The sequence below is a fragment of the Pseudomonas sp. H26/SER47-MNA-CIBAN-0231 genome, from assembly GCF_040310465.1.
Lineage (GTDB): Bacteria > Pseudomonadota > Gammaproteobacteria > Pseudomonadales > Pseudomonadaceae > Aquipseudomonas > Aquipseudomonas atacamensis.
Genome location: NZ_JBEOPW010000017.1, coordinates 1 through 24,986, shown reverse-complemented (window position 1 = coordinate 24,986; position 24,986 = coordinate 1). Strand labels below are relative to the sequence as shown.

The following is a 24,986-nucleotide window of genomic DNA, read 5'->3' as shown; positions in this document are numbered from 1 at the left end:
CTCTGCCAGAATCGCGAACTATTCTCGTTAGTTAACATTTCCCAATCGGTGATGTCCGGTGTCGTCAGTGCCCAACCCCCACAGTGAGCTCGTCGGTGCGATGTATCGCGACCATCGCGGTTGGCTGCTGGCGTGGTTGCGGCGCAATGTGGCGTGTCCGCAGCGTGCCGAAGACCTGAGCCAGGACACGTTCGTGCGCCTGCTCAACCGCGACGAACTGCTGACGCCGCGCGAACCTCGGGCGTTTCTGGTGGCGATCGCCAAAGGCCTGTTGTTCGACTACTTCCGCCGCGCCGCGCTGGAACAGGCCTACCTCACCGAACTGATGCTGATGCCCGAAAACGAACAGCCGTCGGTGGAAGAACAGCAAATGATCCTCGACGACCTAAAGGCCATCGACCGTCTGCTCGGCAAGCTGTCGACCAAGGCTCGTGCGGCCTTCCTGTATAACCGCCTCGACGGCCTCAGCCACGGCGAAATCGCCGCCAGACTCGGCGTCTCGGTGCCGCGCGTGCGGCAGTATCTGGCCCAAGGCCTGCGCCAGTGTTACATCGCCCTTTACGGTGAGCCGACATGACCGCGGCCAGTTCGCGGCCCGTGCCGGCGCATGTGCTGGACGCGGCGATTGCCTGGCAATTGACCCTCGATTCGAGCACCGCACTGGAGCGCGAGGAATTCGCCAAGTGGCACGCGGCACATGAAGAACATGCCCGCGCCTGGCGCCAGTTGGGCATGCTCGATCAGCGCTTCAGCGTCGCCAAGGGCCCGGCCCGAAGTGCGTTGCTGCAATCGCGCGAAGGCATCCGTCGTCGCATGCGCAAACTCGGCAGTGGGCTGGCCAGTGTCGTGGTGATCCTCGGGCTCGGGCTGTTTGTCAGTGAGCGCTACCTGCCGCTGGATTACTGGCTCGCCGATCAGCGCACCGCCACCGGTGAACAGCGCACCGTGCGCCTGTCCGACGGCACTCTGCTCAACCTCAATACCCACAGCGCGGTCGACGTACGCTTCGATGACGAACGCCGCTTGATCGTGTTGCAGGAAGGCGAAGTTCTCGTCGAGACCGGGCATGGCGACGCGCGGCCGTTTATCGTCGAAACCCGCGAGGGCAGCATGCGTGCGCTGGGCACGCGGTTTCTGGTCAAGCGCGAGAACGATGGCACACGGCTGAGCGTGTTGCAGTCAGCGGTGGCGGCACGTGCCCAGGCCAACCCGCAAGAACAGATTCTGCGCGAAGGCCAGCAGGTGTTGCTGCGCAGTGACGGGCTGGGCTCGATTGCCGCCCTCGCCCCCGGCGCCGATGCCTGGACGCGCGGCATGCTGGTGGTGGACAACGCCCGGCTGGGCGATCTGGTGCACGAGTTGGGGCGCTATCGTCGCGGGCATCTGGGCGTGGCGCCGGAAGTGGCCGATCTGCGCATTACCGGCAGCTTTCCGTTGCATGACACCGACAAGGCACTGAGTGCATTGCTGCCGACTCTGCCAGTGCAGATCGAGCGGCATACGCCGTATTGGGTCACCGTGGCGAAGGCGGAGCCCTCCGCCCCTTGACATGATCGTTCCCACGCTCTGCGTGGGAATGCAGCCCGGGACGCTCTGCGTCCCTGCCGAAGCGGACGCAGAGCGTCCATTGAGGCATTCCCACGCGGAGCGTGGGAACGATCAATGTGGGAGCGAGCCTGCTCGCGAAGGCGCCATCAGCCGCACAACCATTTCCTGCAAAAAAGAATTTCCACCCAGCCCTATCACTTTTCCAATCTCGTCCGGCACACAGGCAATTGAGAAATATTTCCATTCAGGAGCCGCCGTATGTCCCGTTCGCCAGACACCTTGTTGCGCCCCAGTCTGCTGGCTTTTGCCATCGCTTTCGGCACGCCGCTGATCAGCAGCCCGTTGCTAGCCGCTGAGCAAGCGTCCAGCGTGCGCGCCTACAACCTGCCGGCGGCGCCGCTGTCGACCACCCTGAACCAGATCGCCAGCCAGGGCGGCCTCGCCCTGTCGCTCAATCCTGCGCTGGCCGCCGGCAAAACCTCGGCCCCGGTCAACGGCCAGTACGACGCCGCCGGTGCCCTGCGCGCGGCTTTGCGCGGCACCGGTCTGCAATTGGAACAGAGCAGCGCCGGCACTTACACCCTGGTGGCCGTGCCGGAAGGCACGCTGGCCCTGCCGGAAACTTCGGTCATCGGTGTGGAAACCTTCGAAAGCGCCTGGGGCCCGGTCGAAGGCTACACCGCGACTCGCACCGCCGCCGGTACCAAGACCGACACCGCCCTGGTCGAAGCACCGCGTTCGATTTCGGTGGCGACCCGCCAGCAAATGGACGACCGCAGCGTGCACAGCCTCGATGACGCCGTGCGCTACATGCCGGGCATCACCGCCAGCAGCTACGGCAGCGACACCCGTGCCGACTGGCTGCGCGTACGCGGTTTCGAGCCGACCCAGTTCCTCGATGGCCTGCCGCTGCCCAAAGGCGTGTACGCCAACCCGAAACAGGAAACCTGGAACCTCGACCGCCTCGCCCTGCTGCGTGGCCCGGCCTCGTCGGTGTACGGCCAGACCCCGCCGGGTGGTTTGCTCGACATGGTCAGCCGCCGCCCGAGCGCTGAAGCCAGCAGTGAAATCCAGCTGCAATACGGCAGCGATAACCACCGCCAGATCAACTTCGCCAGCACCGGCAAGATCGATGACGCCGGGCAGTTTCTCTATGGCCTCAGCGGCGTGGTGCGCGACAGCGGCACGCAGGTCGACCACGTCGACAACAAGCGCTACAACATCGCACCGAGCCTGACCTGGAACATCGATGACGACACCAAACTCACTCTGCTGAGCCAGTTCACCCGCGACGACACCGGCATCACCAGCCAGTTTCTGCCCATTCAGGGCACCAAAATCAAATCGCCGCTCGGTGATATTTCCCATCACAAGAATCTCGGCGATCCGGATTGGGAATACTACGACCGCACCTACTACGCGCTGGGTTATGCCTTCGAACATCGATTGAACGATGTCTGGCAGTTCAAACAGAACTTGCGCTACACCAAGTCGGACCTGTCTTTCCAGTCGCTGACACCCGGTTCCTACCCGTTCACCACCGTGGATGCAGAGGGCAACGTCGGCCGCACCAGCACCAGCGTCGACGAAGACATCAGCCAGTTTGCCGTGGACAACAACTTCCAGGCCGACTTCGCCACGGGTGAGGTTCGCCACACCTTGCTGCTGGGTCTGGATCACCAGCGCAGCAACACCAACTACACCTCGATCTTTGGCGATGGTCTGCAAACCAACGTCATCAACCCGATCTACGGCCAGCCGATCGTACGTCCAGCGCGCTCCACGGCGTTTTACGACTACAACCAGAAGACCTACCAGACCGGCCTCTACGTGCAGGACCAAATGGCTCTCGACCAGTGGCGCCTGACCTTCGGCGGCCGTGAAGACTGGGTGCACACCAGCACTGAATTCTTCAACAAGGGCGATGCGACCAACACCCAGCGTGACAAGAAATTCAGCGGCAACGCGGCGCTCAGCTACGTCTTCGATAACGGCTTCGTGCCGTACCTGTCCTACGCCGAATCCTTCCAGCCGACCACCGGCGCCGATGCCACCTCGACCGGCTCGCTCAAGCCAACCGAAGGCAAGCAGTGGGAACTGGGCATCAAATACCAGCCTCCGGGCAGCAAGACCCTGCTGACCGCCGCCGTGTATGACCTGACCCAGAAGAACGTCGCGGTGAACACCTTCGTCAACAACGTCTCGGTGACCAGCCAGACTGGCGAAGTGAAGGTCAAAGGCCTGGAGCTCGAAGCGGTGTCGGATGTGACCGACAACCTCAAAGTCATCGCCGCCTACACCCTGGCCAAGTCCGAAGTGCAGAAAGGCGTCGACAAGGGCAACCGCCTGCAACTGATGCCCAACCAACAAGCCTCGCTGTGGACCGACTACACCTGGCACGCCGGCGTGCTCGACGGTTTCGGTATCGGTGCCGGCGTGCGCTACACCGGCAACACCTACGGCGACAAGGCCAACACCTGGCTGGGCAAGGCCGATGCCTATACCGTGTTCGACGCCAGCGTGCATTATGATCTCGGCCGTCTGGACAACAGCCTCAAAGGTGCATCGCTTGCGGTGAACGCGACCAACCTGTTCGACAAGGACTACATTTCCACCTGCGACAGCTTCTACTGCTACTACGGCGACCAGCGCAGTGTCGTCGCCAGCGCCACTTACAAGTGGTAAGCCAGTGAGCTGAAACAGGCCCTGTTCCCAGGCCGTCCGTACCGGACGGCTTTGGTGTTTTTGAAGGTCATGCAATGAAAAGTAAAACCATCCGCCGCTGGTCGTTCATCCACACCTGGACCAGCCTGATCTGCACGGTGTTTCTGCTGATGCTGGCGCTGACCGGTCTGCCGCTGATTTTCAGCCACGAGATTGATCACGCGCTGGGCAACGCCCCGGAACTGCGCGAGATGCCGGCCGACACGCCGCAACTTGACCTGCAGCAACTGGTCGATGCCGCGCAGAAACATCGCCCGGGCGAAGTCATGCAGTACTTCGGTTATGACGACGAAGAGCCGAACGCGGCGTTCGCGATCATGGCCAGGACGGCCGACACCGAGCCGAACTCTTCGCACACCTTCATGCTCGATGCGCGCACTGGCGAAGCGCTGGAAACCCCTTCGGCCAACGGTGGCTTGATGCTGTTCATCCTGCGCCTGCACGTCGACATGTTCGCCGGGCTGCCGGGCAAGCTGCTGCTGGCGTTCATGGGTCTGTTGTTTGTCGTGGCGATCATCTCCGGCACGGTGCTGTACCTGCCGTTCATGCGCCGCTTGAAATTCGGCACCGTGCGCCAGGACAAATCGACAAGACTGCGCTGGCTCGACCTGCACAATTTGATCGGCGTTGTCACTTTGACCTGGTGCCTGGTGGTGGGCGTGACCGGAGTGATCAGCGCCTGCGCCGACCTGCTCATCGCCGCCTGGCGCAACGACGCGTTGACCACGCTGATCGCGCCGTATCGCGATGCGCCGCCGCTGACCCAACTGGCGCCGGCTACGCGGTTGCTCGACATCGCCGAAGAAGTCGCACCGGGGATGAAGCCGGATTTCATCGCCTTCCCCGGCACACGCTTTTCCAGCGAGCACCATTACGCGGTGTTCATGAAGGGCGGCACGCACCTGACCTCGCACCTGCTGACGCCGGTGCTGATCGACGCCACGTCCTTGCAGGTCACCGCCGTGGCGGAACGGCCGTGGTACATGGACGCCATGGGCATGTCGCAGCCGCTGCACTTTGGTGACTACGGCGGCATGCCGATGAAGATTCTCTGGGCAACCCTGGATGTGCTGACAATCATTGTGTTGGCCAGTGGCGTTTATCTTTGGGTAGTGCGGCGCAAGGCGGCCAAGCCTGTTCTGGAACCGGCGGAGGCCTCGGCATGAAGCCGCGTCAGTCGAGTTTCTGGAAGGTCTTCAGCACACCGATCGTGATCGCCCTGCTCAGTGCGGCGGGGCTGTTTGCGGCGTTGCTGGGGGATGGAATCTGGGATGCCTTGAGCTGGGTCGGGCTTGGCGTGCCGGCATTTCTGGCGATGAGAGGTTTTCTGCCGCGAAGCTGAGAATCCCTTGTGGGAGCGAGCCTGCTCGCGAAAGCGCCCAGACATTCAACATCAAAGTCGACTGTCACGACGCCTTCGCGAGCAGGCTCGCTCCCACATGGGTTCTGCGCCGGACTCGAGCAGGCTATGCTGCCCGATCATTGTCCTGATCGAGACCTTGCCCATGTCCGCCCCCAGCATGACCCTGTACCACAACACCCTGTCGCCCTTCGTCCGCAAGGTCATGGTGCTGCTGCACGAAACCGGTCAGCAGGATCGTGTCGCGCTGCAGGACTGTGTGCTCAGCCCGGTCAGCCCGGACCCGGCGCTGATCGCCGACAACCCGTTGAGCAAGATCCCCGCCCTGCGCCTGGCCGATGGCAATGTCATCCATGACAGCCGCGTCATCCTCGAATACCTCGATCAGCAGCACGTCGGCAATCCGCTGATCCCCCGTGAAGGTGCGGCGCGCTGGCGACGCCTGACCCTGGCGTCGATGGCTGACGGGATCATGGATGCCTCGGTGATGGTGCGTTATGAAACTGTGCTGCGCCCGGTGGAAAAACACTGGGACGAATGGCTCGATGCCCAGCGCGACAAGATCCGCCGCGCCCTCGCTGTACTGGAAAACGAAGCGATTGCCGAGCTGACCAGCCATTTCGACGTCGCGGCGATCAGCGTGGCCTGCGCTTTGGGCTATCTGGATCTGCGCTTCCCGGACATGGAATGGCGTGCAGCCAATCCGCAACTGGCCAACTGGTATTTCGAGGTGAGTCAGCGACCGTCCATGGTGGCGACGATGCCCAAGCCTTAGATCTGGGCTGCCTGTTCCGGCCTCTTCGCGAGCAGGCTCGCTCCCACAGTTGACCACATTCCAATGTGGGAGCGAGCTTGCTCGCGAATGCACCAACTCGGTTTCGGAGGTAGTGACGCAATAAGCAGCGTCACCAAAACCTCCGCTTCCCGCTGTTCCTCGCGTAACCCAAGCCACCCGCTCATTGCATCGCCTCCACGTCAAACTCCAGCGGCCTGGCCGGCTTCAAACCAATCCCGTACCAGTCCAGTTTGCGCGTGAGCACCATGAACACACCGAGCAGACCGAACAGCATCAACGAGCCCATCAGCAGCGCGTAGTCCTCGGCACTGAGCAAGCCGTACAGCAGGCCATACAGCGCCGCCAGCCCGGCCGAGAAACTCAAGCCATGCCGCGCGCTGCGCAGGACGTGGCTGACATAGAAGCCGATCAGCAACACGCAGCCACTCGCCGACAACAGATACGCCAGCGCAAAACCGATGTGTTCCGACAGCGACAACAGCAGCAGGTAAAAGAACGCCAGCGCAACACCGACCAGGGCATATTGCACCGGGTGCACCGCCAGGCTCTTGAGCACTTCGAAGAGGAAGAAACCGGCGAAGGTGAGGACGATGAACAGCAGCGCGTATTTGATCGCCCGGTCGCTCTTCAGGTACTGATCCACCGGGTCGATGAAGCTGACGCCGAAGCTGCGGCCGTTGAGTGCATCACAGTCGCCAGCGACGCAGCGCTCCATCGCCTCTTGCAGGTTGGTGGAGAAAAACGAGGTTTGCCAGTCGGCGCTGAAACCCTGATCGTTGATCTCGCGCTTGGCCGGCAGGAAGTTGCCGACGAAGCTGGGGTGCGGCCAGTTGGCGGCGAGGTTGACGCTGCTGGTCTTGCCCACCGGCACCACCCGCAGCGAGCCGGTGCCTTGCAGGCGCAGGTCGAAACCGATGGTCAATTGCGTGGCTTTGCTGGCGTCGAGCGCCGGCAGGGTCACGTGTACGCCCTCGCCGATCCAGGCCACTTCGCTGCCGGGCACGAAGTCCAGTTGCTGGTTGCCTAGCTCGAGTTTCAGCGCGTTTTCGATGCCGCGAATATCGCTGATACCGACGGCAAGGAACGGCGCGTCGAATTGGTAATCGGCAAAATTCTCCTTGATGCCCAACTGCGCCGGCAGGGAAAAATGCCCATCGATGCGGTTGTCGGCGTGGAACAGTCGCGCCTCGTAAATGCCGCGTTTGCGCAGTTCGGTTTGTACTTGCCCGTCGAGCTCGAAACGCTCCGGCAGAAAGTACAGACGCCCGCGCGCTTCGCTGACTTCTTCGTAGCGCTTGTTGGTTTTCTCGTTGGTTTTCCAGGTGCGCACCACCTTGCGATACGGCACTACCATCACCGGCCCGGTCAGTTGCTGGCTGTAACTGGAGCTGCGCGCGATGTCTTCGAGCACACCGTCGCGCAGTTGCTGACGCTCATCGATGATGCCGTCGATCATCAGCAAGGGGATCAGCAACAGCAGGATCAGCAAGGCGATCGCGCCGAGTTTGATGGTCAGATTCTTGTTCATGGGACTCTCCCTGTTTGGATGGGGGGAGTCTGCTGATGCGGTGTGGTGGCAGTGTGGTGGGAATATGGAGATTGTGTGGAGAATGCACTCCCCTGTGGGAGCGAGCCTGCTCGCGAAGGCCGCGACTGGGTTTCAAGGCAAGCGCAATACCACTTCAACCCCGCGCTCGACATTGCCAATGCGCATCACCCCGCCATGCAACTTGACCACTTCTTCAACGAAGTTCAGCCCCAGTCCGGTGCTCTTGCGTCCGCTGTCCGGGCGCGGCAGCGAGTAGAAGCGCTCGGTCAGGCGCGGCAAGGCGTAATCGGGAATCGGCGTGGTCTGGTTGAACAGGCGGAACTCGATCTGCTCGCCAACCCGCTCGGCGCTCAAGCGCAACAGCCCCGACGTCGGGGTGAAATCGAGTGCGTTTTCCAGCAGATTACCCAACGCCTGGCGCAGCAGAAACGGCTCGCCAATCGTCAGCAGATCCTCGCCGATTGCTTGCTCGACGCGCAGTTGTTTGCCCTCGATCCGCGCGGCCTGCGCCTTGAGCAGTTCTGCGACCAACGCCGCCAGCGGCACTGCCACCTGTTCTTCCAGCCCTTGGCGTTGCTCGACCTGAGCTAGGTTGAGCAGGCGCTCGATCAACTGCTGCATCCGCGCGCTTTCGCTGTCGATGTTGCTGACAAAGCGCAAACGCTGGACGGCCGGCATCTCGCTTTGCAGCAACTCCGCCGCGCCCCGAATCGCCGCCAGCGGACTTTTCAATTCATGGGTCAGGGTGTGCACGTAGCGCTCGACGTAGGCCTTGCCTTCGAGCTGCGTGCGCATCTGCTCGACCGCTGTGGCCAGTTGCTCCAGTTCGCCGCCGCGATAGTGCGGCACTTCCACGCGCCGGCCTTCGCTGACCGCCTGGGCATAACCGGTCAAACGGTGCAGCGCGCGGCTCAGCCACCATGAGAGCAAGGCGCCGAAGAGCAGACCGAGGCCGATCAGTCCGGCGCCGTAAAACAGCAAGCGCCGCTCGGTGCGATCAACGTAGGGTTGCAGCGAACTGTTGGGCTTGGCCACGGTGACCACGCCGATGATCTTGCCGTTGTCGCGGATCGGCGCGCCGACATGCATCACTGAAGAGCTCGGATCGTCAGGATCACTGCGGCTGGAGCGCGCGCCGTACTCGCCGCGCAGGGTCAGGTAGACGTCGTTCCAGCGCGAATAATCCTGGCCGACTGCGACGCCGCTGGAGTCGAGCACGACGATGCCCTTGGCGTCGGTGACGTAGATGCGGTGGTTGACCTGGTTTTTCGGCAAGCCCCAGATGGTCGCTTGCGGCTGCCGCTCGCCATAGGCGCGGAGCAATTGCGGCCAGCGGTTCTCGCTGAGGGTGCCGGCCTTGAAATCGTCGCGCAGGATTTCAGCCATCAGGTTGGCGGTGTCGACCAGCGTCTCTTCGGTGGACTGACGCACGCCGGGGCGGATTTCCTCCATCACCGTGTTGAGGACGAAATAACCGGTGAGGCCGACAAACAGCACGTACACCATAAAGATTCGCAGCCCCAACGACATCAGCTGTGCCCCGGGCTGTAGCTGTAACCGAGGCCGCGATGGGTCTGGATCGGCTCGGCCTCGGCGCGCACCAGGCGCAACTTGGCGCGCAGGCTTTTGATGTGACTGTCGATGCTGCGCTCGTAACCGGCATCAGCGGCAACGCCCAGCGCATCGAGCAATTGCTCGCGGCTGAACACCCGCTCAGGTTGTTCGAGCAGGCATTGCAACAAGCGGAATTCATGGCGGGTCAGGCTCAGCGGCTGGCCGCGATAGCTGATCTGCACGCGCTCGGCATCGATGCGAAACAGCGTTGAGCCTGCTTCCAGGGTTGCGCGCGGCGCCATGCGCTTGAGGATGGCTTTGACCCGCGCCGCCACTTCACGCGGGCTGAACGGCTTGACCACGTAATCGTCGGCACCGATCTCCAGGCCAACCACGCGGTCGATCTCGGCGTCGCGGGCGCTGAGAAACAGCACCGGCACTTCCGTGAAGCGCCGCAATTGCTTGCAGGTTTCGAAGCCACTGATGTCCGGCAAACCGATATCGAGAATGATCAGGTCGGCCGGGGTTTGCCGCTGATGCTCCAGCGCCGCCGCGCCGAGGTTCAGCCACGTGGTGCTGAACCCCTCGCCCTGCAAGGCAAAAATCAGTGTGTCGGCAATCGCCGCTTCGTCTTCGACAATCAGGATGTGCGGCATGGCGTCCGAGCCCGTGGCAGTTAGTGCGCGAACGGTGCCCCAAGCCCGGGGTTACGTCAATCAGACCACTTAGCAGTCAGGCTTGTCGGCGGTGTAACGCCGTGCCGGGTTGACCGCCGCGCCGAACTCGCGCAAGGCCTTGGCGCCGATCAGCAGCGGATAGTTGAAGTGGCTGCGGTCGGTCAGGTTGACCTCGACGGTGCGCTTGACGTTGCCCAGGCACAGCTCCAGATCGACCACCGGGCGCTTGGCGACATCGCTGCTGTCGCGCTCTTCATCGTCCTCGTCGGAACGGCTTTTGATCTTGCTGATGCGCGCGACCTTATGCTCGAAAACCTTGTTGCTGGCGTCTTTGGTGGCGAGGCGGAAACGCACCCAGTCTTCGCCATCACGGGTGAAGGTCTCGATGTCCTTGGCCGACAGCGAGGCGGTCAGCGCGCCAGTGTCCATCTTGGCCTTGAGCACTTCGCCACCGATTTCCGGCAGCGCGATGTATTCGTAGCGACCGTACAGCGTCGGCTCGGCGGCCATGACCGGCAGCGCGACGAGAGCAAACAGAGCAAGGAGGGATTTCACGTAAGGGGCTTCCTTGGGAGGTTAGGCAACGGCATTTTAGACCGTCGCGCGGTTGATCGTTCCCACGCTCTGCGTGGGAATGCATCCAGTGACGCTCTGCGTCACAGGGGACGCGGAGCGTCCCGGGCGGCGTTACCACGCAGAGCGGGGGAACGATCAGGTTAACGGGACTGAAGTGAAACATTCGTCAGCACCGATTTGGCCTGTCGCGTGAAGCTGCTTATCATGGCTCGCCCCTGCCACTTCATAGAGTTGCTTATGCGCCGCCTGCTCACCGGCTGTTTCGTCACCCTGCTGCTGTTGCTCAACACCCTGATCCTGATCGGGCCGTTGATGGTGTTTGCCCTGCTCAAACTGGTCGCACCCGGGCGCTGGCGGGATTACGCGTCGGGGGCGGTGATGTGGATCGCCGAGACCTGGGCCGAAATCGACAAGCTGATCTTCCAGCTGTGCATCCCGACGCAGTGGGACATTCGCGGCGGCGACGATCTGCGCCGCGACACGTCCTATCTGGTGGTCAGCAACCATCAATCGTGGGTCGACATTCCGGCACTGATCCAGACCCTCAACCGGCGCACGCCGTTCTTCAAGTTCTTTCTGAAGAAAGAGCTGATCTGGGTGCCGTTCCTCGGCTTGGCGTGGTGGGCGCTGGATTACCCGTTCATGAAGCGCTACACCAAAGCCTTTCTGGCAAAGAACCCCGAGCTGGCGGGCAAGGATCTGGAAATCACCAAAGCGGCGTGCGAGCTGTTCAAGCGCCAGCCGGTGACGGTGGTGAATTATCTGGAAGGCACGCGCTACACCCTGGCGAAAAGCACCCAGCAGGAATCACCGTTCAACCACTTGCTCAAACCCAAGGCCGGCGGCGTGGCGTTCGTGCTGGCGGCGATGGGTGAACAACTCGATGCGATGCTCGATGTGACGGTGGTGTATCCACAGGAAAAAATCCCGGGCTTCTGGGACCTGATCAGCGGCAACGTGCCGCGAGTGATCATCGACATCAGGACCCGCGAACTCGACCCGGCGCTGTGGCAGGGCGATTACGAGAAAGATCCGGCGTTTCGCCAGCGCGTCCAGAACTGGGTCAACCAGCTCTGGACCGAGAAGGATCAGCGCATCGTCGAGCTGCGCAACGAGCGCCGCTGACTCAGGTGCCCGTGCCGACACCCCAAATGCTGCCCAGGCTGCTCAACAGCGAACCGCCGACGCCCTGCTGACCGAGGTATTGCAGCAGCACCGGGGCAAACTGGCCGATCATGCCGCTGTCCATGCCCAGCGCGCTGAACGCGTTGTTCAGGTCGTTGCTGTCTTTGACATTGCCCAGCGCATTTTCAAGCCCGGCGGACTTGCCGGACGAACCGAGCAACGCGCCCAGCGCCGCCAGATTGCCGCTGCCACCGGACAACTTGTCGATACCCGGCACTTCCTTGGCCAGTTGCGAATAGTCGGTGCTGCTCAACTGATTCTTCGCCAGCCCGAGCATCGCACTGGTACCGCCAACGGCCTGCTCCGGCGTGACGTCCAGCGCACTCAGAGCACTCAACAAACCAGCGGTCTCCGAGGTCGGCGCCGCAGCAGCCGCCTTGTCACCACCCTGCATCCCCGCTACCGCACCGGCCACGTCGTTCAAACTGAAACCGGCAAACACCGGCCCGGCGGCCAGAGTCAGGAGCGATGCCAGGGCAAAACCGCGTGAAATCTTCATTCAGACATCCTCTTGGGAAAAAGCTGCCACCGGACAACGGCGACGAAACTGCCGGTTTGACCGGGTATTGGGCGGCATGTTCCTCGCGGCGTATTCCCTTCTCTACGCACTCACCTAAATGAATTGTTCAATCGTTGAATAGCTACTTCACTATTCGACTTCAAGCTGAAAACCCAACTATTTATTTCGATTAGAACTAACCAACTGTCAGATCTGACAGTTGGCAGTCATAACGATGCAAGTGAATATCTCCACTCCAATTACGTAACGGAGTACGAAATGATGAAGTTGAAAATTGTCACTGGCGCCGTGCTTGTTCTGACCATGATGAGTACTGCCTATGCTGCAACCTGCCCAACGATATCAGTGACTCATGCGCAAGGCGCCGAAGATGTCACCTTCACTTCTGCCCGACTTAAAGATAAAGACACTGCCAATTCGGTTGTCATCTGCCGATACGAAGGTGAGGCAGACCTTGGCGTCTCGGCTGGCTACAGAAACGACACTCCGGTTCAAGCCACCGGTAGCAATTGGAACGGTGATGAGTGTGCAACCAAGGATGGTGACGCCCGCAAATGCGCCTTTAAATAACTGGTCGAACACAGAACGAAAAAGGGCAGCCCGATCGGCTGCCCTTTTTACATGGGTAGAACTTACGCCGCGCTGAACAACTTATGCGGATCAATCACAAACTTCTTCGGCACGCCCGCATCGAACTCGCCGTAACCTTCCGGCGCCTGATCGAGGCTGATCACTTGCACGCCCACCACTTCAGCGATGTTGATGCGGTCCCACATGATCGCCTGCATCAACTGGCGGTTGTACTTCATCACTGGCGTCTGCCCAGTGTGGAAGCTGTGGGATTTGGCCCAGCCCAGGCCGAAGCGGATGCTCAGGCTGCCCATTTTCGCGGCAGCGTCGACGGCGCCCGGATCTTCGGTGACGTACAGGCCCGGGATACCGATCTTGCCGGCAACGCGCACCACGCCCATCAGTGAGTTGAGCACCGTGGCCGGGGCTTCGGCCTTGACGCCGTCGTGGCCGTGGCCGCGTGCTTCGAAACCGACGCAGTCCACTGCGCAGTCGACTTCCGGCTCGCCCAGCAGCGCGGCGATCTGTTCGTGCAGCGGGGTATCCTTGGACAGGTCGACGACTTCAAAGCCCTGCGCCTTGGCATGGGCCAGGCGGATGGTGTTGACGTCGCCGACGATCACCACCGCAGCACCGAGCAAGCGTGCGGAAGCGGCAGCGGCCAGACCGACCGGACCGGCGCCGGCAATGTACACGGAGCTGCCCGGGCCAACGCCGGCAGTAACCGCGCCGTGGTAACCGGTCGGGAGGATGTCGGAGAGGCAGGTCAGGTCGCGGATTTTCTCCATGGCCTTGTCGCGATCCGGCAGTTTCAGCAGGTTGAAGTCGGCGTACGGCACCAGCACGTATTCGGCCTGGCCACCGGTCCAGTCGCCCATGTCGACGTAACCGTATGCGCCGCCGGCACGGGCCGGGTTGACGGTCAGGCAGACGCCGGTGTGTTGCTCCTTGCAGGAACGGCAGCGCCCGCAAGCCACGTTGAACGGAACAGAGACCAGATCGCCGATCTTCAGGTTTTCGACGTCGGAGCCCTTTTCAATCACCTCACCGGTGATCTCGTGACCCAGCACCAGACCGGTCTGCGCCGTGGTCCGGCCGCGCACCATGTGCTGGTCGGAGCCGCAGATGTTGGTGGAAACCACTTTGAGAATGACCCCGTGCTCGATCTTGCGACCACGCGGGTCCTGCATTTTCGGATAGTCGATTTTCTGTACTTCGACCTTGCCAGCGCCGAGATACACCACACCACGATTGCCAGACATGCTTTCACCTCGCTGTTGTTTTTATGGAACTGCGTTGCCCCGGTTGGGCAGCGCGTTGAGTGCTCGGGTATTGCTTGTTGGTCTTGCGTTGTTTGTTTTGGCCCCTTCGCGAGCAGGCTCGCTCCCACATTGGAATGCATACCCCTGTGGGAGCGAGCCTGCTCGCGAAAGCGATCTAGAGAACGACGGTTCTGTTGGCGTTCAGGAACACCCGTCTTTCGATGTGATACCCGACCGCCCGCGCCAAGGTCAGGCCTTCGATATCCCGGCCCTTGGCAATCAGGTCCTCGGGGTAATGACTGTGATCCACCGCCTCGACGCCCTGGGCGATGATCGGCCCTTCATCGAGATCGTTGTTGATGTAATGCGCCGTCGCGCCCACCAGTTTCACGCCCTTGTTGTAGGCCTGGTGATACGGCTTGGCGCCCTTGAAGCCCGGCAGCAGGGAGTGATGAATGTTGATCGCCTTGCCGTCGAGCTTGCGGCACAGCTCCGGCGACAGCACCTGCATGTAGCGGGCGAGGATCACCAGTTCGGCACCGGCCTCTTCGATCACCTGCCAGACCTGACGCTCCTGCGCCGGTTTGTCGTTGGGGTCGAGAGGGAAATGGTAGTAGGGAATCTGGTGCCAGTCGGCCAACGGCTTGAGATCCGGATGGTTGGACACCACCGCCGCGACGTCCATCGACAACTGACCGATGCGCTGGCGATAGAGCAAGTCGTTGAGGCAGTGATCGGCCTTGGACACCATGATCACCACTTTCGGCCGGTAGTTCGGCGCGGTCAGCTCGAAGAGCATGCCGAACGCTTCTCCGCGCTCGGCCAAACCTGCGCGGAAAGATTGTTCGTCGAAACCATCAGGCTGACGGAATTCCACGCGAATGAAAAAACGCCCGGAGAGGCGGTCATCGAACGAGTGGTGCTCGGTGACATAACAGCCCTGCTCGAACAGAAAACGCGTGACCGCGTCCACCGTGCCGAGGACGCTGGGGCAGTCGGCGGTCAGAATCCATGTGTCTGGGGCGCGGCTCATATTTTTTCCTCTGATCGTTCCTACGCTCTGCGTGGGAATGCCGCCATGGACGCTCTGCGTCCGCTCTTGGGACGCGGAGCGTCCCGGGATACATTCCCACGCGGAGCGTGGGAACGATCATCTATCTGCTCCCTTTCCCCTCTCCCCCTTGGGGGAGAGGGCTGGGGTGAGGGGGTAGCTTTTGATCTTTCAGGCCTGAACGCTGAGGCCGTACTCGGCCGAAGCATCCTGCAACCACAACCACCAGTAATCCGAGAAGCTGCGCCGGATCAGCAGTTCCCAGGTGTCTTCGGCGGTATGACGAATCATCAGCTGCGATTTGGCGAACACCGTGCCCACCGCTTTGCCGACCGGGAAGTTGTTCGGGTGCACGTCATAGCTGGTGGATTTCATCAGCACCTGGCGCACGTTCGGCCCGCTCAGTTCGAGGATCTGCTGGCCGCCGCTGACGTTGACGATGGCAATGTGCAGATCACCCAGCGCTTCGCGCAGTTTCTGCTCGGCGGCGAATTCTTCGCCGCTTGGCACGATCAGCAGCCACTCGTCCGGGCCCATCCATTGCAGGCTGGTTTCGCCTTTGACGATCACGCTCAGCGCGCCGGGCAATTCAATGCCCAACGCTTTGTGCACACCGGCCGCGAAGGCTGCATCGTGGCCATCGCCACGAATGGTCAGGTGGCCGAGGAGTTTTTTCTCACGCACGATCACGCCGGCGTTCTTGCGGCCCTTGCCGACCAGGCTGGCGAGGTCGGCATGGTGCAGCGACGACTCGGCACGGGCGCCGGTGGTCGGGCGTTGCTGGTAAACATTGGCTGTGGTCATAAAGCACCTTCTTGTATTGATCGTTCCCACGCTCTGCGTGGGCATGCCGCCATGGACGCTCTGTGTCCGCTCTTGGGACGCGGAGCGTCCCGGGATGCATTCCCACGCAGAGCGTGGGAACGATCAGTGTCAGATGTTCTGCCGCTCACCCTTCGGATCGAAGAACACCGAAGAAACGATTTCCGCCTCGATCACGCTGCCATCGGCCAGCGGTGCGAACACCCGCTCGCCCATGCGCTTGAGACCGCCCTTGACCACACCCATGGCAAACGAATAACCGAGAGAGTTGTGCGCGTAGCTGGAGGTCACGTGGCCGACCATGGTCATCGGGATCGCCTGCTTGGTGTTGAACACCAGCTGCGCACCTTCCGGCAGCCACTTGGTCGGGTCGATCGGCTTGAGGCCCACCAGTTGCTTGCGCTGGTCTTTCACGCAATCTTCGCGGTTCATGCCGCGCTGGCCGATCCACGAGAACGGTTTGGTGCGACCGACACACCAGCCCATGTTCAGGTCGTCCGGGGTCATCGAGCCGTCGGTGTCCTGGCCGACGATGATGAAACCCTTCTCGGCCCGCAGCACGTGCATGGTTTCGGTGCCGTACGGGGTCAGGTTGTACTGCTTGCCGGCCTCGACGATTTTCTCCAGCACGCCCATCGCGTAGTCGGCTTGCACGTTGACTTCGTACGACAGCTCACCGGTGAACGAGATACGGAACACCCGCGCCGGCACATCGCCGACCAGACCTTCTTTCCAGGTCATGAACGGGAACGCTTCGTTGCTCAGATCGATGTCAGTCACGGCGCTGAGCAGCTTGCGGCTGTTCGGCCCGGACAGGGTCATGGTCGCCCAGTGGTCGGTGACGGACGTGAAGTACACCTTCAGCTCCGGCCATTCGGTCTGGTGGTACAGCTCCAGCCACTGCAGTACGCGCGCGGCGCCGCCGGTGGTGGTGGTCATGACGAAATGATTGTCGGCCAGACACGCGGTCACACCGTCGTCGAAGACCATGCCGTCTTCCTTGCACATCAGACCGTAGCGCGCCTTGCCCACGTCGAGCTTGGTCCAGGCGTTGGTGTACACGCGGTTGAGGAATTCGCGGGCATCCGGGCCTTGAATGTCGATCTTGCCGAGGGTCGAGGCGTCGAGCAGGCCGACGCTATCGCGCACGGCTTGGCATTCGCGCTTGACCGCCGCGTGCAGGTCTTCACCGTTTTTCGGGAAGTACCAGGGACGCTTCCACTGACCGACGTCTTCAAACTCGGCGCCGTTCTTCACATGCCAGGCATGCAGCGCGGTGTAGCGCACCGGTTCGAAGATGTGCCCGCAATGCCGACCGGCCACGGCGCCGAAGGTCACCGGCGTGTAGTTCGGACGGAACATGGTGGTGCCCATCTGCGGGATGGTCACGTTCAGCGAACGGGCGGCAATGGCCAGACCGTTGACGTTGCCGAGCTTGCCCTGATCGGTGCCGAAGCCCAGCGCGGTGTAGCGTTTGACGTGCTCGACCGACTCGAAACCTTCACGGGTCGCCAATTCGATGCCACCGGCGGTGACATCGTTCTGGAAGTCGACGAATTGCTTCGGTGCACGCGCCGAGTTCTTCTCGTGCGGCACCTGGAACAACGCCAGGGTCGGCTCTTCGAGACGGCTCAGGGCTTTCGGCAACACGCCTTCGACGGTCTGGAAACCGGCTTCGGCAGCAGCGCGCACGCCACCTTCAAAACCGTCGGCCAGCGAATCGCCGAGCGCGTAGACGCCATTGATGCCACCGACGCACACGCGTTTCTGCGGTGCTTCGCCCGGTACGAAACCGAGAATGTCTTCACGCCAGACCGGTTTTCCACCGAGGTGCGAAGCCAGGTGAACCACCGGGCTGTAACCGCCGGAGCTGGCCACCAGATCGCAGTCGAGCCATTCGCCCGGACTGGTTACGGCGTGTGCTTTGACGTCAATCGCAGCGACGCGGGCAGCGGTCACTCGCTTGCTGCCACGCACTTCGATGACGGCGCTGCCGGTGAGGATGCGAATGCCTTTGGCGCGCGCTTCTTCGACCAATGCACCGCGCGGATTGCTGCGGGCATCGGCGATCGCGACCACTTGCAGACTGGCATCGAGCCAATCCAGAGCAACGCGATAGGCGTGATCGTTGTTGGTCGACAGCACCAGTTTTTTGCCTGGCGCCACGCCATAGCGACGCACGTAGGTCGACACCGCACCAGCGAGCATGTTGCCCGGCACGTCGTTGTTGCCGTAGACCAGTGGACGCTCGTGGGCGCCGGTCGCCAGCACCACGCGCTTGGCGCGGACACGGTGGATGCGCTGACGCACCTGACCGATCGGCGCGCGGTCACCGAGGTGATCGGTGAGGCGTTCGTGAATGGTCAGGAAGTTGTGGTCGTGGTAGCCGTTGACCGTGGCGCGCGGCAACAGCAGCACGTCCGGAGTGTTCTTCAATTCAGCGATGACACTGGCGACCCATTCCATCGCCGGTTTGCCGTCGAGGCTTTCGCGGGAATCAAGCAGGCTGCCGCCGAACTCTTCCTGCTCATCGGCCAGAATCACGCGGGCACCGCTGCGCGCAGCCGCCAGGGCAGCGGCGAGACCGGCCGGGCCGGCACCGACGATCAGCACGTCGCAGTGCTGGTTCATGTAGTCGTAGGTGTCCGGATCGTTCTCGGTCGGCGAACGGCCGAGGCCGGCAGCCTTGCGGATGTACTTCTCGTAAGTCATCCAGAACGATTGCGGGTACATGAAGGTTTTGTAGTAGAAACCCGGCGGCATCAGCTTGCCGCCGACCTTGCCGAGAATCCCCATCATGTCGTTGTTGACGCTCGGCCAGCCGTTGGTGCTGGTGGCGACCAGACCCTGATACAACGCCTGTTGCGTGGCGCGCACGTTGGGGATCTGGGTGGCTTCGGTGGCACCGATCTGCAGCACCGCGTTCGGCTCTTCGGAACCGGCGGCGAAGATGCCGCGAGGGCGCGAATACTTGAAGCTGCGACCAATGATGTCGACGCCGTTGGCGATCAGTGCGGCGGCCAGCGAGTCGCCTTCGTAGCCTTTGTAGGTCTGGCCGTTGAAGGTGAAGCTCAGCACTTTGTTGCGGTCGATCCGTCCACCGTTGGACAGGCGATTGGTCTGGCTCATACCTTCTCTCCCAGCGCCGTCGTGGCTGTTTTCGCAGTGCCAGCCTTGTCGGTGAATTGCGGCTTCTCGCCGATCTTGTAGCTCTCGAGAATCTCGTAGGTCACGGTATCGCGAGTGACGTTGAAGTACTGGCGGCAACCGGCAACGTGGTCCCACAACTCGTGGTGCAGACCGCGCGGGTTGTCGCGGAAGAACATGTAGTCGCCCCACTCCTCATCGGTGCAGGCGTTCGGATCCAGCGGACGCGGGATGTGCGCCTGACCGGATGCGTGGAATTCCTCTTCAGAGCGCAGTTCGCCGCAGTGAGGACAGAAGATATGCAACATGGGGATTTCTCCTGTTAGTGGGCAACCGCAGCAGCGCCGTGTTCATCGATCAACGCACCGTTGTGGAAACGGTCGATGGAGAAAGGTGCAGCCAATGGGTGCATTTCACCCTTGGCCAGACTCGCGGCAAACACGTTGCCCGAGCCGGGTGTAGCCTTGAAGCCACCGGTGCCCCAACCGCAGTTGAAGAACATGTTCGGTACCGGCGTCTTGGAAATGATCGGACAGGCATCCGGAGTGGTGTCGACGATGCCGCCCCATTGGCGGTTCATGCGTACCCGGGAGAGCACTGGGAACATCTCGACGATGGCCTGGATGGTGTGTTCGATCACCGGGTACGAACCACGCTGGCCGTAGCCGTTGTAGCCGTCGATACCGGCGCCGATCACCAGGTCGCCCTTGTCGGACTGGCTGATGTAACCGTGTACGGCGTTGGACATGATCACGCTGTCGATAATCGGTTTGATCGGCTCGGACACCAGCGCTTGCAGCGGGTGGGATTCGATCGGCAGGCGGAAACCGGCAAGCTTGGCCATGTGCCCGGAGTTACCGGCAGTGACCACGCCGACGCGCTTGGCGCCGATGAAACCCTTGTTGGTTTCGACGCCGATGCACACGCCATTTTCCTTGCGGAAACCGATCACTTCGGTCTGCTGGATCAAGTCCACGCCCAAGGCATCGGCGGCACGCGCGAATCCCCACGCCACGGCATCGTGACGGGCGACACCGCCGCGACGCTGCACGGTGGCGCCCATGATCGGATAGCGGGTGTTTTTCGAGCAGTCCAGGTACGGAATCTCGTCCGCAACCTGCTTGGCGTCGAGCAGTTCGCCGTCGACGCCGTTGAGGCGGTTGGCACTGACCCGACGCTCGGAATCACGGATGTCCTGCAGGGTGTGGCACAGGTTGTAGACGCCACGCTGGGAGAACATCACGTTGTAGTTGAGATCCTGCGACAGGCCTTCCCACAATTTCATCGCGTGTTCGTAGAGGTGCGCCGACTCGTCCCACAGGTAGTTGGAGCGCACGATGGTGGTGTTGCGCGCGGTGTTACCGCCGCCCAGCCAGCCTTTCTCGACCACGGCGACATTGGTGATGCCGTGCTCCTTGGCCAGATAGTAGGCCGTCGCCAGGCCGTGCCCGCCGCCGCCGACGATGACCACGTCGTAGACTTTTTTCGGGGTGGGCGTGCGCCACATGCGCTGCCAGTTTTCGTGGTGGCTGAGCGAGTGTTTGAACAGGCCGAAGCCGGAATAGCGTTGCATAGTCATTACTCCAAAACCGACTCAGCGATAAACCGGGAAGTCTGCGCACAGGGCCGAGACCTGCTGGGCGACATTGGCCTCGACATCGGCGTCGCCGAGGTTGTCGAGGATGTCGCAGATCCAGCCGGCGAGGGTTTCGCACTGGCTGACCTTGAAGCCGCGCGTGGTCACCGCCGGGGTGCCGATGCGCAGGCCCGAGGTCACGAACGGCGACTGCGGGTCGTTCGGCACGGCATTCTTGTTCACCGTGATGTGCGCACGGCCCAGCGCGGCATCGGCGTCCTTGCCGGTCAGGCCCTGACGGATCAGGCTGACCAGGAACAGATGGTTGTCGGTGCCGCCGGAGACCACATCGTAGCCACGCTTGATGAACACGCTGGCCATCGCCTGGGCGTTGTCGATCACTTGTTGCTGATAAGCCTTGAAGCCAGGCTCCAGCGCTTCCTTGAAGCACACCGCTTTACCGGCGATGACGTGCATCAGCGGGCCGCCCTGGGCGCCGGGGAAAACGGCGGCGTTGAGCTTTTTCTCGATCTCTTCGTTGGACTTGGCCAGGATCAACCCACCACGCGGACCGCGCAGGGTCTTGTGCGTGGTGGTGGTGACCACATCGGCGTACGGCAGCGGGTTCGGGTACAGGCCGGCAGCGACCAGACCGGCGACGTGCGCCATGTCGACAAACAGCAGCGCACCGACCTTGTCGGCGATCTGACGGAAGCGCGGGAAGTCCAGAGTCTTCGAGTAAGCGGAGAAACCGGCAACGATCATTTTCGGTTTGCACTCGACCGCCAGACGCTCGACTTCGTCGTAGTCGATCAGTCCGGTGTCGGTGTTGATGCCGTACTGCACAGCGTTGTACAGCTTGCCCGAGGACGACACTTTCGCGCCGTGGGTCAGGTGCCCGCCGTGGGCCAGGCTCATGCCGAGGATGGTGTCACCCGGCTGGATCAACGCCAGGTACACGGCGCTGTTGGCCGAGGAGCCGGAGTGCGGCTGGACGTTGGCGTAGTCAGCGCCGAACAGTTGCTTGGCGCGTTCGATGGCCAGTGCTTCGACTTTGTCCACATGCTCGCAGCCACCGTAATAGCGCTTGCCCGGATAGCCTTCGGCGTATTTGTTGGTCAGGCCGCTGCCCTGCGCCTGCATGACGCGCTTGCTGGTGTAGTTCTCCGACGCGATCAGCTCGATGTGATCTTCCTGACGTTGCTCCTCGGCATTCATCGCCGCCAGCAGTGCATCGTCGTAACCCTGGATCTGGTCTTGCTTGCTGAACATCGCGTCTCTCCCAGCGGCATCTGTGCGCCATTCGTCTCGGTAAGGCACTGGCAATGATGGCAGTGCCCTTTGATGCGATGGTATGACCGGCACAGACAGCTCAAATGCCTGCGGACGCCACGCAAAGGTGCGTTTACGACATGGCTGGAAATGACCTCTTCGAAACGCCGCAGATCCCGTGTGGGAGCGAGCCTGCTCGCGAAGAGGCCGGCACATCCGACATAGAAGTTGGCTGGCAGACCGCTTTCGTCGGAACGCCGCCCGGAGCCGGCTCGCTCCCACAGGGGTCAGGAGATGATTTGGCGGATGGCAAGCAGCAGGAGGAAATGCGCGGGATACAGCGCATATGCCCAGCGCCGCATCGGTGGAGGCCGGACATGTCGCCCATGTCGCAACAAGAACATTCCGAGCATCGGCGCAAACAGACATGTCGCCAGGCCGAGAATCGCCACGCTGTTGCCGAACCGCGCCGATTCGAGCAACACCTGCCATTGGTTCGCCGCCAGACACACCAGCCCCGGCAACAGGCTGAAATACCAGGGTCGGCGGAACACCAGCAGCATCGCCAATGGCAACAATACGCCGAAGAAACCGAACATCAGTCGTTCTGAAAAAACCGCCGCAACCACCAGCGCGGCCAGCGCGAGCAACCGTGGCACCGACGCTGAGTCCTGCCAGCCGCGCGCCACCAGCAAGCCCAGCGCCAGCGTCGGCATCACGTTGAACGTGTCAGGGTCGGGGATATAAAAGCGATAAGGGACTTCGCTGATTGCACTGAACAGCAACAGCCAGCCCAGATAGCGCCATTCCATCTTGCGCGAACCCTCCCGAGCCAGATTCGCCGCCATCGCCAGGCAAAACCATGGAAACGCCAGGCGACCTGGCACATACAACCAATCGGCGGAGAAGCCGACATATCGCAGGTGATCGAGCAACATGCTCTGCAACGCCAGCCACTTGAGCAGATCCAGGGCGCCGTCGCGTTGGCTCAGGTGCATAATCGGCACATAAACTGGTAATTTTCCCCACCCGACATCGCATGTGCTCCCCGGAAGATCTTCGGTAAAGTGCGCATCCTCATTGACCACGAGCCTTCACAAGAGTCTCGATTACGGAAGCCGGCCATGACCGACAAGAGCCAACAATTCGCCAGCGACAACTATTCCGGGATCTGCCCTGAAGCCTGGGCTGCCATGGAACAGGCCAACCACGGCCACCAGCGCGCTTACGGCGACGATGAATGGACCGCCCGCGCGGCGGATCATTTCCGCAAACTGTTCGAAACCGACTGCGAAGTGTTCTTCGCCTTCAACGGCACCGCCGCCAACTCGCTGGCCCTGTCGTCGCTGTGCCAGAGTTACCACAGCGTGATCTGCTCGGAAACCGCCCACGTCGAAACCGACGAATGCGGCGCTCCGGAATTCTTCTCCAACGGCTCGAAGCTGCTGATCGCCGGCACTGAAAACGGCAAGATCACCCCGCAATCGATCCGCGAAGTCGCGCTCAAGCGTCAGGACATCCACTACCCGAAACCGCGCGTGGTGACCCTGACTCAAGCCACTGAAGTCGGCAGCGTCTATACCCCAGAAGAAGTCCGCGCCATCAGCGCAACCTGCAAAGAGCTGGGCCTGCACCTGCACATGGACGGCGCGCGGTTCTCCAACGCTTGCGCATTCCTCGGCTGCTCGCCCGCCGACCTGACCTGGAAGGCCGGCGTTGATGTGCTGTGCTTCGGCGGCACCAAGAACGGCATGGCGGTGGGTGAAGCGATCCTGTTCTTCAACCACAAACTGGCCGAAGACTTCGATTACCGCTGCAAGCAGGCCGGGCAACTGGCGTCGAAGATGCGCTTTTTGTCGGCACCGTGGGTCGGCATTCTGGAAAACGACGCCTGGCTCAAATACGCCCGTCACGCCAACCACTGCGCGCAACTGCTAGCAGAACTGGTCAGCGACATTCCCGGCGTCGAACTGATGTTCCCGGTGCAGGCCAACGGCGTGTTCCTGCAACTGTCCGAGCCGGCCATCGCTGCGTTGACTGCAAAGAACTGGCGCTTCTACACCTTCATCGGCAAGGGCGGCGCACGTTTCATGTGCTCCTGGGACACCGAAGAAGAGCGCGTGCGCGAACTGGCGCGCGATATTCGCGAGGTCATGTCGGCCTGATCCCGCCCATGATCATTCCCACGCTCCGCGTGGGAATGCCTCCAGGGACGCTCCGCGTTTCAGCTTCACCATTATCGACAAGGTCAAGACCGCTATGACGCAGAGCGTGGGAACGATCTTTATCTCCACATCTGCCCACCATGATCGTTCCCACGCTCCGCGTGGTAACGCCTCCAGGGACGCTCCGCGTTCCAGCTTCATCATTATCGACAAGGTCAAGACCGCTATGACGCGGAGCGTCAGTGGCTGCATTCCCACGCAGAGCGTGGTAACGATCTTTATCTCCACATCTGCCCCCCCCTGATCATTCCCACGCTCCGCGTGGGAATGCCTCCAGGGACGCTCCGCGTTCCAGCCTCACCCTTGGCGACAGGCTGAAAACCGCTATGACGCAAAGCGTCAGTGGCTGCATTCCCACGCAGAGCGTGGGAACGATCTTTATCTCCACATCTGCCCCACCCTGATCGTTCCCACGCTCCGCGTGGTAACGCCTCCAGGGACGCTCCGCGTTCCAGCTTCACCCTTGGCGACAGGCTGAAAACCGCTATGACGCGGAGCGTCAGTGGCTGCATTCCCACGCAGAGCGTGGGAACGATCTTTATCTCCACATCTGCCCCACCCTGATCGTTCCC

The 24,986-nt window shown here is 61.8% G+C and carries 22 protein-coding genes; 9 read left to right on the top strand and 13 right to left on the bottom strand.

Annotated features, from left to right (window positions below):
- Nucleotides 1-100 precede the first annotated feature (100 nt).
- From AAEZ10_RS21705 to AAEZ10_RS21680, 6 genes are all read left to right on the top strand, one after another.
- The gene (locus AAEZ10_RS21705; RefSeq protein WP_241664653.1) at nucleotides 101-577 is read left to right on the top strand and encodes an RNA polymerase sigma factor; all 477 of its coding nucleotides are present in this window, start codon (nucleotides 101-103) and stop codon (nucleotides 575-577) included.
- Nucleotides 574-1,548 (top strand): FecR domain-containing protein, encoded by a 975-nt coding sequence (locus tag AAEZ10_RS21700; protein WP_350570943.1) that lies wholly within the window; start codon nucleotides 574-576, stop codon nucleotides 1,546-1,548. The genes AAEZ10_RS21705 and AAEZ10_RS21700 overlap by 4 nt, the downstream gene beginning before the upstream one ends.
- 258 nt (nucleotides 1,549-1,806) lie before the next feature.
- Complete coding sequence (locus AAEZ10_RS21695) at nucleotides 1,807-4,233, top strand: TonB-dependent siderophore receptor (RefSeq protein WP_350570941.1); 2,427 nt, start codon at nucleotides 1,807-1,809, stop codon at nucleotides 4,231-4,233.
- 74 nt (nucleotides 4,234-4,307) lie between these two features.
- Entirely contained in the window at nucleotides 4,308-5,438 is a 1,131-nt protein-coding gene (locus AAEZ10_RS21690; RefSeq protein ID WP_313870752.1) for a PepSY-associated TM helix domain-containing protein, read from the top strand.
- Nucleotides 5,435-5,614, top strand: a complete 180-nt coding sequence (locus tag AAEZ10_RS21685) for a hypothetical protein (protein ID WP_110646298.1) — start codon at nucleotides 5,435-5,437, stop codon at nucleotides 5,612-5,614. Before AAEZ10_RS21690 ends, AAEZ10_RS21685 begins: the two co-directional genes overlap by 4 nt.
- Nucleotides 5,615-5,777: 163 nt before the next feature.
- Nucleotides 5,778-6,407: a glutathione S-transferase gene (locus tag AAEZ10_RS21680; protein WP_350570938.1), complete on the top strand. Its 630-nt coding sequence runs from the start codon at nucleotides 5,778-5,780 to the stop codon at nucleotides 6,405-6,407.
- A 181-nt stretch (nucleotides 6,408-6,588) separates the two neighbouring features.
- Here the strand turns inward: AAEZ10_RS21680 and creD are convergent, their stop codons facing one another.
- The 4 genes from creD to rloA2 all read right to left on the bottom strand — a co-directional run bounded on the left by creD (nucleotide 6,589) and on the right by rloA2 (nucleotide 10,763).
- The gene (creD, locus tag AAEZ10_RS21675; RefSeq protein WP_350570936.1) at nucleotides 6,589-7,956 is read right to left on the bottom strand and encodes a cell envelope integrity protein CreD; all 1,368 of its coding nucleotides are present in this window, start codon (nucleotides 7,954-7,956) and stop codon (nucleotides 6,589-6,591) included.
- Between the two features lie 132 nt (nucleotides 7,957-8,088).
- Entirely contained in the window at nucleotides 8,089-9,507 is a 1,419-nt protein-coding gene (creC, locus tag AAEZ10_RS21670) for a two-component system sensor histidine kinase CreC (protein WP_350570934.1), read from the bottom strand.
- The gene (creB, locus tag AAEZ10_RS21665; protein WP_024014583.1) at nucleotides 9,507-10,187 is read right to left on the bottom strand and encodes a two-component system response regulator CreB; all 681 of its coding nucleotides are present in this window, start codon (nucleotides 10,185-10,187) and stop codon (nucleotides 9,507-9,509) included. The genes creC and creB overlap by 1 nt, the downstream gene beginning before the upstream one ends.
- Nucleotides 10,188-10,256: 69 nt before the next feature.
- Nucleotides 10,257-10,763 carry a retropepsin-like aspartic peptidase RloA2 gene (gene rloA2, locus AAEZ10_RS21660; RefSeq protein ID WP_016772839.1) on the bottom strand — a complete coding sequence of 169 codons (507 nt, stop codon included), beginning with the start codon at nucleotides 10,761-10,763 and terminating at the stop codon, nucleotides 10,257-10,259.
- A gap of 258 nt (nucleotides 10,764-11,021) precedes the next feature.
- Between rloA2 and yihG the strand changes: the two genes are divergently transcribed.
- Entirely contained in the window at nucleotides 11,022-11,909 is an 888-nt protein-coding gene (yihG, locus tag AAEZ10_RS21655; RefSeq protein WP_071173847.1) for a 1-acylglycerol-3-phosphate O-acyltransferase, YihG family, read from the top strand.
- 1 nt (nucleotide 11,910) lies between these two features.
- Here yihG and AAEZ10_RS21650 read toward each other — a convergent pair whose 3' ends face one another.
- Nucleotides 11,911-12,468 (bottom strand): DUF2780 domain-containing protein, encoded by a 558-nt coding sequence (locus AAEZ10_RS21650; protein WP_041476745.1) that lies wholly within the window; start codon nucleotides 12,466-12,468, stop codon nucleotides 11,911-11,913.
- Nucleotides 12,469-12,747: 279 nt separating this feature from the next.
- On the opposite strand from AAEZ10_RS21650, the gene AAEZ10_RS21645 reads away from it, so the two are divergent.
- Entirely contained in the window at nucleotides 12,748-13,059 is a 312-nt protein-coding gene (locus AAEZ10_RS21645; protein WP_273528256.1) for a hypothetical protein, read from the top strand.
- A gap of 62 nt (nucleotides 13,060-13,121) precedes the next feature.
- Here the strand turns inward: AAEZ10_RS21645 and fdhA are convergent, their stop codons facing one another.
- The 8 genes from fdhA to AAEZ10_RS21605 all read right to left on the bottom strand — a co-directional run bounded on the left by fdhA (nucleotide 13,122) and on the right by AAEZ10_RS21605 (nucleotide 23,187).
- Nucleotides 13,122-14,321 carry a formaldehyde dehydrogenase, glutathione-independent gene (gene fdhA / locus AAEZ10_RS21640; protein ID WP_016772834.1) on the bottom strand — a complete coding sequence of 400 codons (1,200 nt, stop codon included), beginning with the start codon at nucleotides 14,319-14,321 and terminating at the stop codon, nucleotides 13,122-13,124.
- Nucleotides 14,322-14,496: 175 nt separating this feature from the next.
- Nucleotides 14,497-15,354 carry a formyltetrahydrofolate deformylase gene (gene purU, locus AAEZ10_RS21635; protein ID WP_016772833.1) on the bottom strand — a complete coding sequence of 286 codons (858 nt, stop codon included), beginning with the start codon at nucleotides 15,352-15,354 and terminating at the stop codon, nucleotides 14,497-14,499.
- 189 nt (nucleotides 15,355-15,543) lie between these two features.
- Nucleotides 15,544-16,176 (bottom strand): sarcosine oxidase subunit gamma, encoded by a 633-nt coding sequence (locus tag AAEZ10_RS21630; RefSeq protein WP_016772832.1) that lies wholly within the window; start codon nucleotides 16,174-16,176, stop codon nucleotides 15,544-15,546.
- 129 nt (nucleotides 16,177-16,305) lie between these two features.
- A complete protein-coding gene (locus tag AAEZ10_RS21625) occupies nucleotides 16,306-19,323 on the bottom strand; it encodes a sarcosine oxidase subunit alpha (RefSeq protein WP_310403544.1) in 3,018 nt (1,005 codons plus the stop codon).
- Nucleotides 19,320-19,649 (bottom strand): sarcosine oxidase subunit delta, encoded by a 330-nt coding sequence (locus tag AAEZ10_RS21620; protein ID WP_016772830.1) that lies wholly within the window; start codon nucleotides 19,647-19,649, stop codon nucleotides 19,320-19,322. The genes AAEZ10_RS21625 and AAEZ10_RS21620 overlap by 4 nt, the downstream gene beginning before the upstream one ends.
- A 14-nt stretch (nucleotides 19,650-19,663) precedes the next feature.
- Nucleotides 19,664-20,914: a sarcosine oxidase subunit beta gene (locus tag AAEZ10_RS21615; protein ID WP_016772829.1), complete on the bottom strand. Its 1,251-nt coding sequence runs from the start codon at nucleotides 20,912-20,914 to the stop codon at nucleotides 19,664-19,666.
- A 21-nt stretch (nucleotides 20,915-20,935) separates the two neighbouring features.
- Nucleotides 20,936-22,189: a serine hydroxymethyltransferase gene (gene glyA, locus AAEZ10_RS21610; RefSeq protein WP_024014589.1), complete on the bottom strand. Its 1,254-nt coding sequence runs from the start codon at nucleotides 22,187-22,189 to the stop codon at nucleotides 20,936-20,938.
- 287 nt (nucleotides 22,190-22,476) lie between these two features.
- Nucleotides 22,477-23,187 carry a TraX family protein gene (locus tag AAEZ10_RS21605; RefSeq protein ID WP_350570928.1) on the bottom strand — a complete coding sequence of 237 codons (711 nt, stop codon included), beginning with the start codon at nucleotides 23,185-23,187 and terminating at the stop codon, nucleotides 22,477-22,479.
- Between the two features lie 126 nt (nucleotides 23,188-23,313).
- Here AAEZ10_RS21605 and AAEZ10_RS21600 point away from each other — a divergent pair, with 126 nt between their 5' ends.
- On the top strand, nucleotides 23,314-24,354 hold the full coding sequence (locus AAEZ10_RS21600) for a threonine aldolase family protein (protein WP_016772826.1): 1,041 nt from the start codon (nucleotides 23,314-23,316) through the stop codon (nucleotides 24,352-24,354).
- Nucleotides 24,355-24,986: the final 632 nt, after the last annotated feature.

What these genes read in the sequence shown, in the direction of transcription:
- AAEZ10_RS21620 (WP_016772830.1), bottom strand. Translation starts at nt 19,649, where the DNA reads ATGTTGCATATCTTCTGTCCTCACTGCGGCGAACTGCGCTCTGAAGAG.
- AAEZ10_RS21685 (WP_110646298.1), top strand. Translation starts at nt 5,435, where the DNA reads ATGAAGCCGCGTCAGTCGAGTTTCTGGAAGGTCTTCAGCACACCGATC.
- AAEZ10_RS21615 (WP_016772829.1), bottom strand. Translation starts at nt 20,914, where the DNA reads ATGCAACGCTATTCCGGCTTCGGCCTGTTCAAACACTCGCTCAGCCAC.
- AAEZ10_RS21600 (WP_016772826.1), top strand. Translation starts at nt 23,314, where the DNA reads ATGACCGACAAGAGCCAACAATTCGCCAGCGACAACTATTCCGGGATC.
- AAEZ10_RS21605 (WP_350570928.1), bottom strand. Translation starts at nt 23,187, where the DNA reads ATGCACCTGAGCCAACGCGACGGCGCCCTGGATCTGCTCAAGTGGCTG.
- AAEZ10_RS21630 (WP_016772832.1), bottom strand. Translation starts at nt 16,176, where the DNA reads ATGACCACAGCCAATGTTTACCAGCAACGCCCGACCACCGGCGCCCGT.
- AAEZ10_RS21650 (WP_041476745.1), bottom strand. Translation starts at nt 12,468, where the DNA reads ATGAAGATTTCACGCGGTTTTGCCCTGGCATCGCTCCTGACTCTGGCC.
- purU (WP_016772833.1), bottom strand. Translation starts at nt 15,354, where the DNA reads ATGAGCCGCGCCCCAGACACATGGATTCTGACCGCCGACTGCCCCAGC.
- AAEZ10_RS21625 (WP_310403544.1), bottom strand. Translation starts at nt 19,323, where the DNA reads ATGAGCCAGACCAATCGCCTGTCCAACGGTGGACGGATCGACCGCAAC.
- AAEZ10_RS21680 (WP_350570938.1), top strand. Translation starts at nt 5,778, where the DNA reads ATGTCCGCCCCCAGCATGACCCTGTACCACAACACCCTGTCGCCCTTC.
- glyA (WP_024014589.1), bottom strand. Translation starts at nt 22,189, where the DNA reads ATGTTCAGCAAGCAAGACCAGATCCAGGGTTACGACGATGCACTGCTG.
- creB (WP_024014583.1), bottom strand. Translation starts at nt 10,187, where the DNA reads ATGCCGCACATCCTGATTGTCGAAGACGAAGCGGCGATTGCCGACACA.
- yihG (WP_071173847.1), top strand. Translation starts at nt 11,022, where the DNA reads ATGCGCCGCCTGCTCACCGGCTGTTTCGTCACCCTGCTGCTGTTGCTC.
- AAEZ10_RS21690 (WP_313870752.1), top strand. Translation starts at nt 4,308, where the DNA reads ATGAAAAGTAAAACCATCCGCCGCTGGTCGTTCATCCACACCTGGACC.
- AAEZ10_RS21700 (WP_350570943.1), top strand. Translation starts at nt 574, where the DNA reads ATGACCGCGGCCAGTTCGCGGCCCGTGCCGGCGCATGTGCTGGACGCG.
- creD (WP_350570936.1), bottom strand. Translation starts at nt 7,956, where the DNA reads ATGAACAAGAATCTGACCATCAAACTCGGCGCGATCGCCTTGCTGATC.
- AAEZ10_RS21705 (WP_241664653.1), top strand. Translation starts at nt 101, where the DNA reads ATGTATCGCGACCATCGCGGTTGGCTGCTGGCGTGGTTGCGGCGCAAT.
- fdhA (WP_016772834.1), bottom strand. Translation starts at nt 14,321, where the DNA reads ATGTCTGGCAATCGTGGTGTGGTGTATCTCGGCGCTGGCAAGGTCGAA.
- AAEZ10_RS21695 (WP_350570941.1), top strand. Translation starts at nt 1,807, where the DNA reads ATGTCCCGTTCGCCAGACACCTTGTTGCGCCCCAGTCTGCTGGCTTTT.
- AAEZ10_RS21645 (WP_273528256.1), top strand. Translation starts at nt 12,748, where the DNA reads ATGATGAAGTTGAAAATTGTCACTGGCGCCGTGCTTGTTCTGACCATG.
- creC (WP_350570934.1), bottom strand. Translation starts at nt 9,507, where the DNA reads ATGTCGTTGGGGCTGCGAATCTTTATGGTGTACGTGCTGTTTGTCGGC.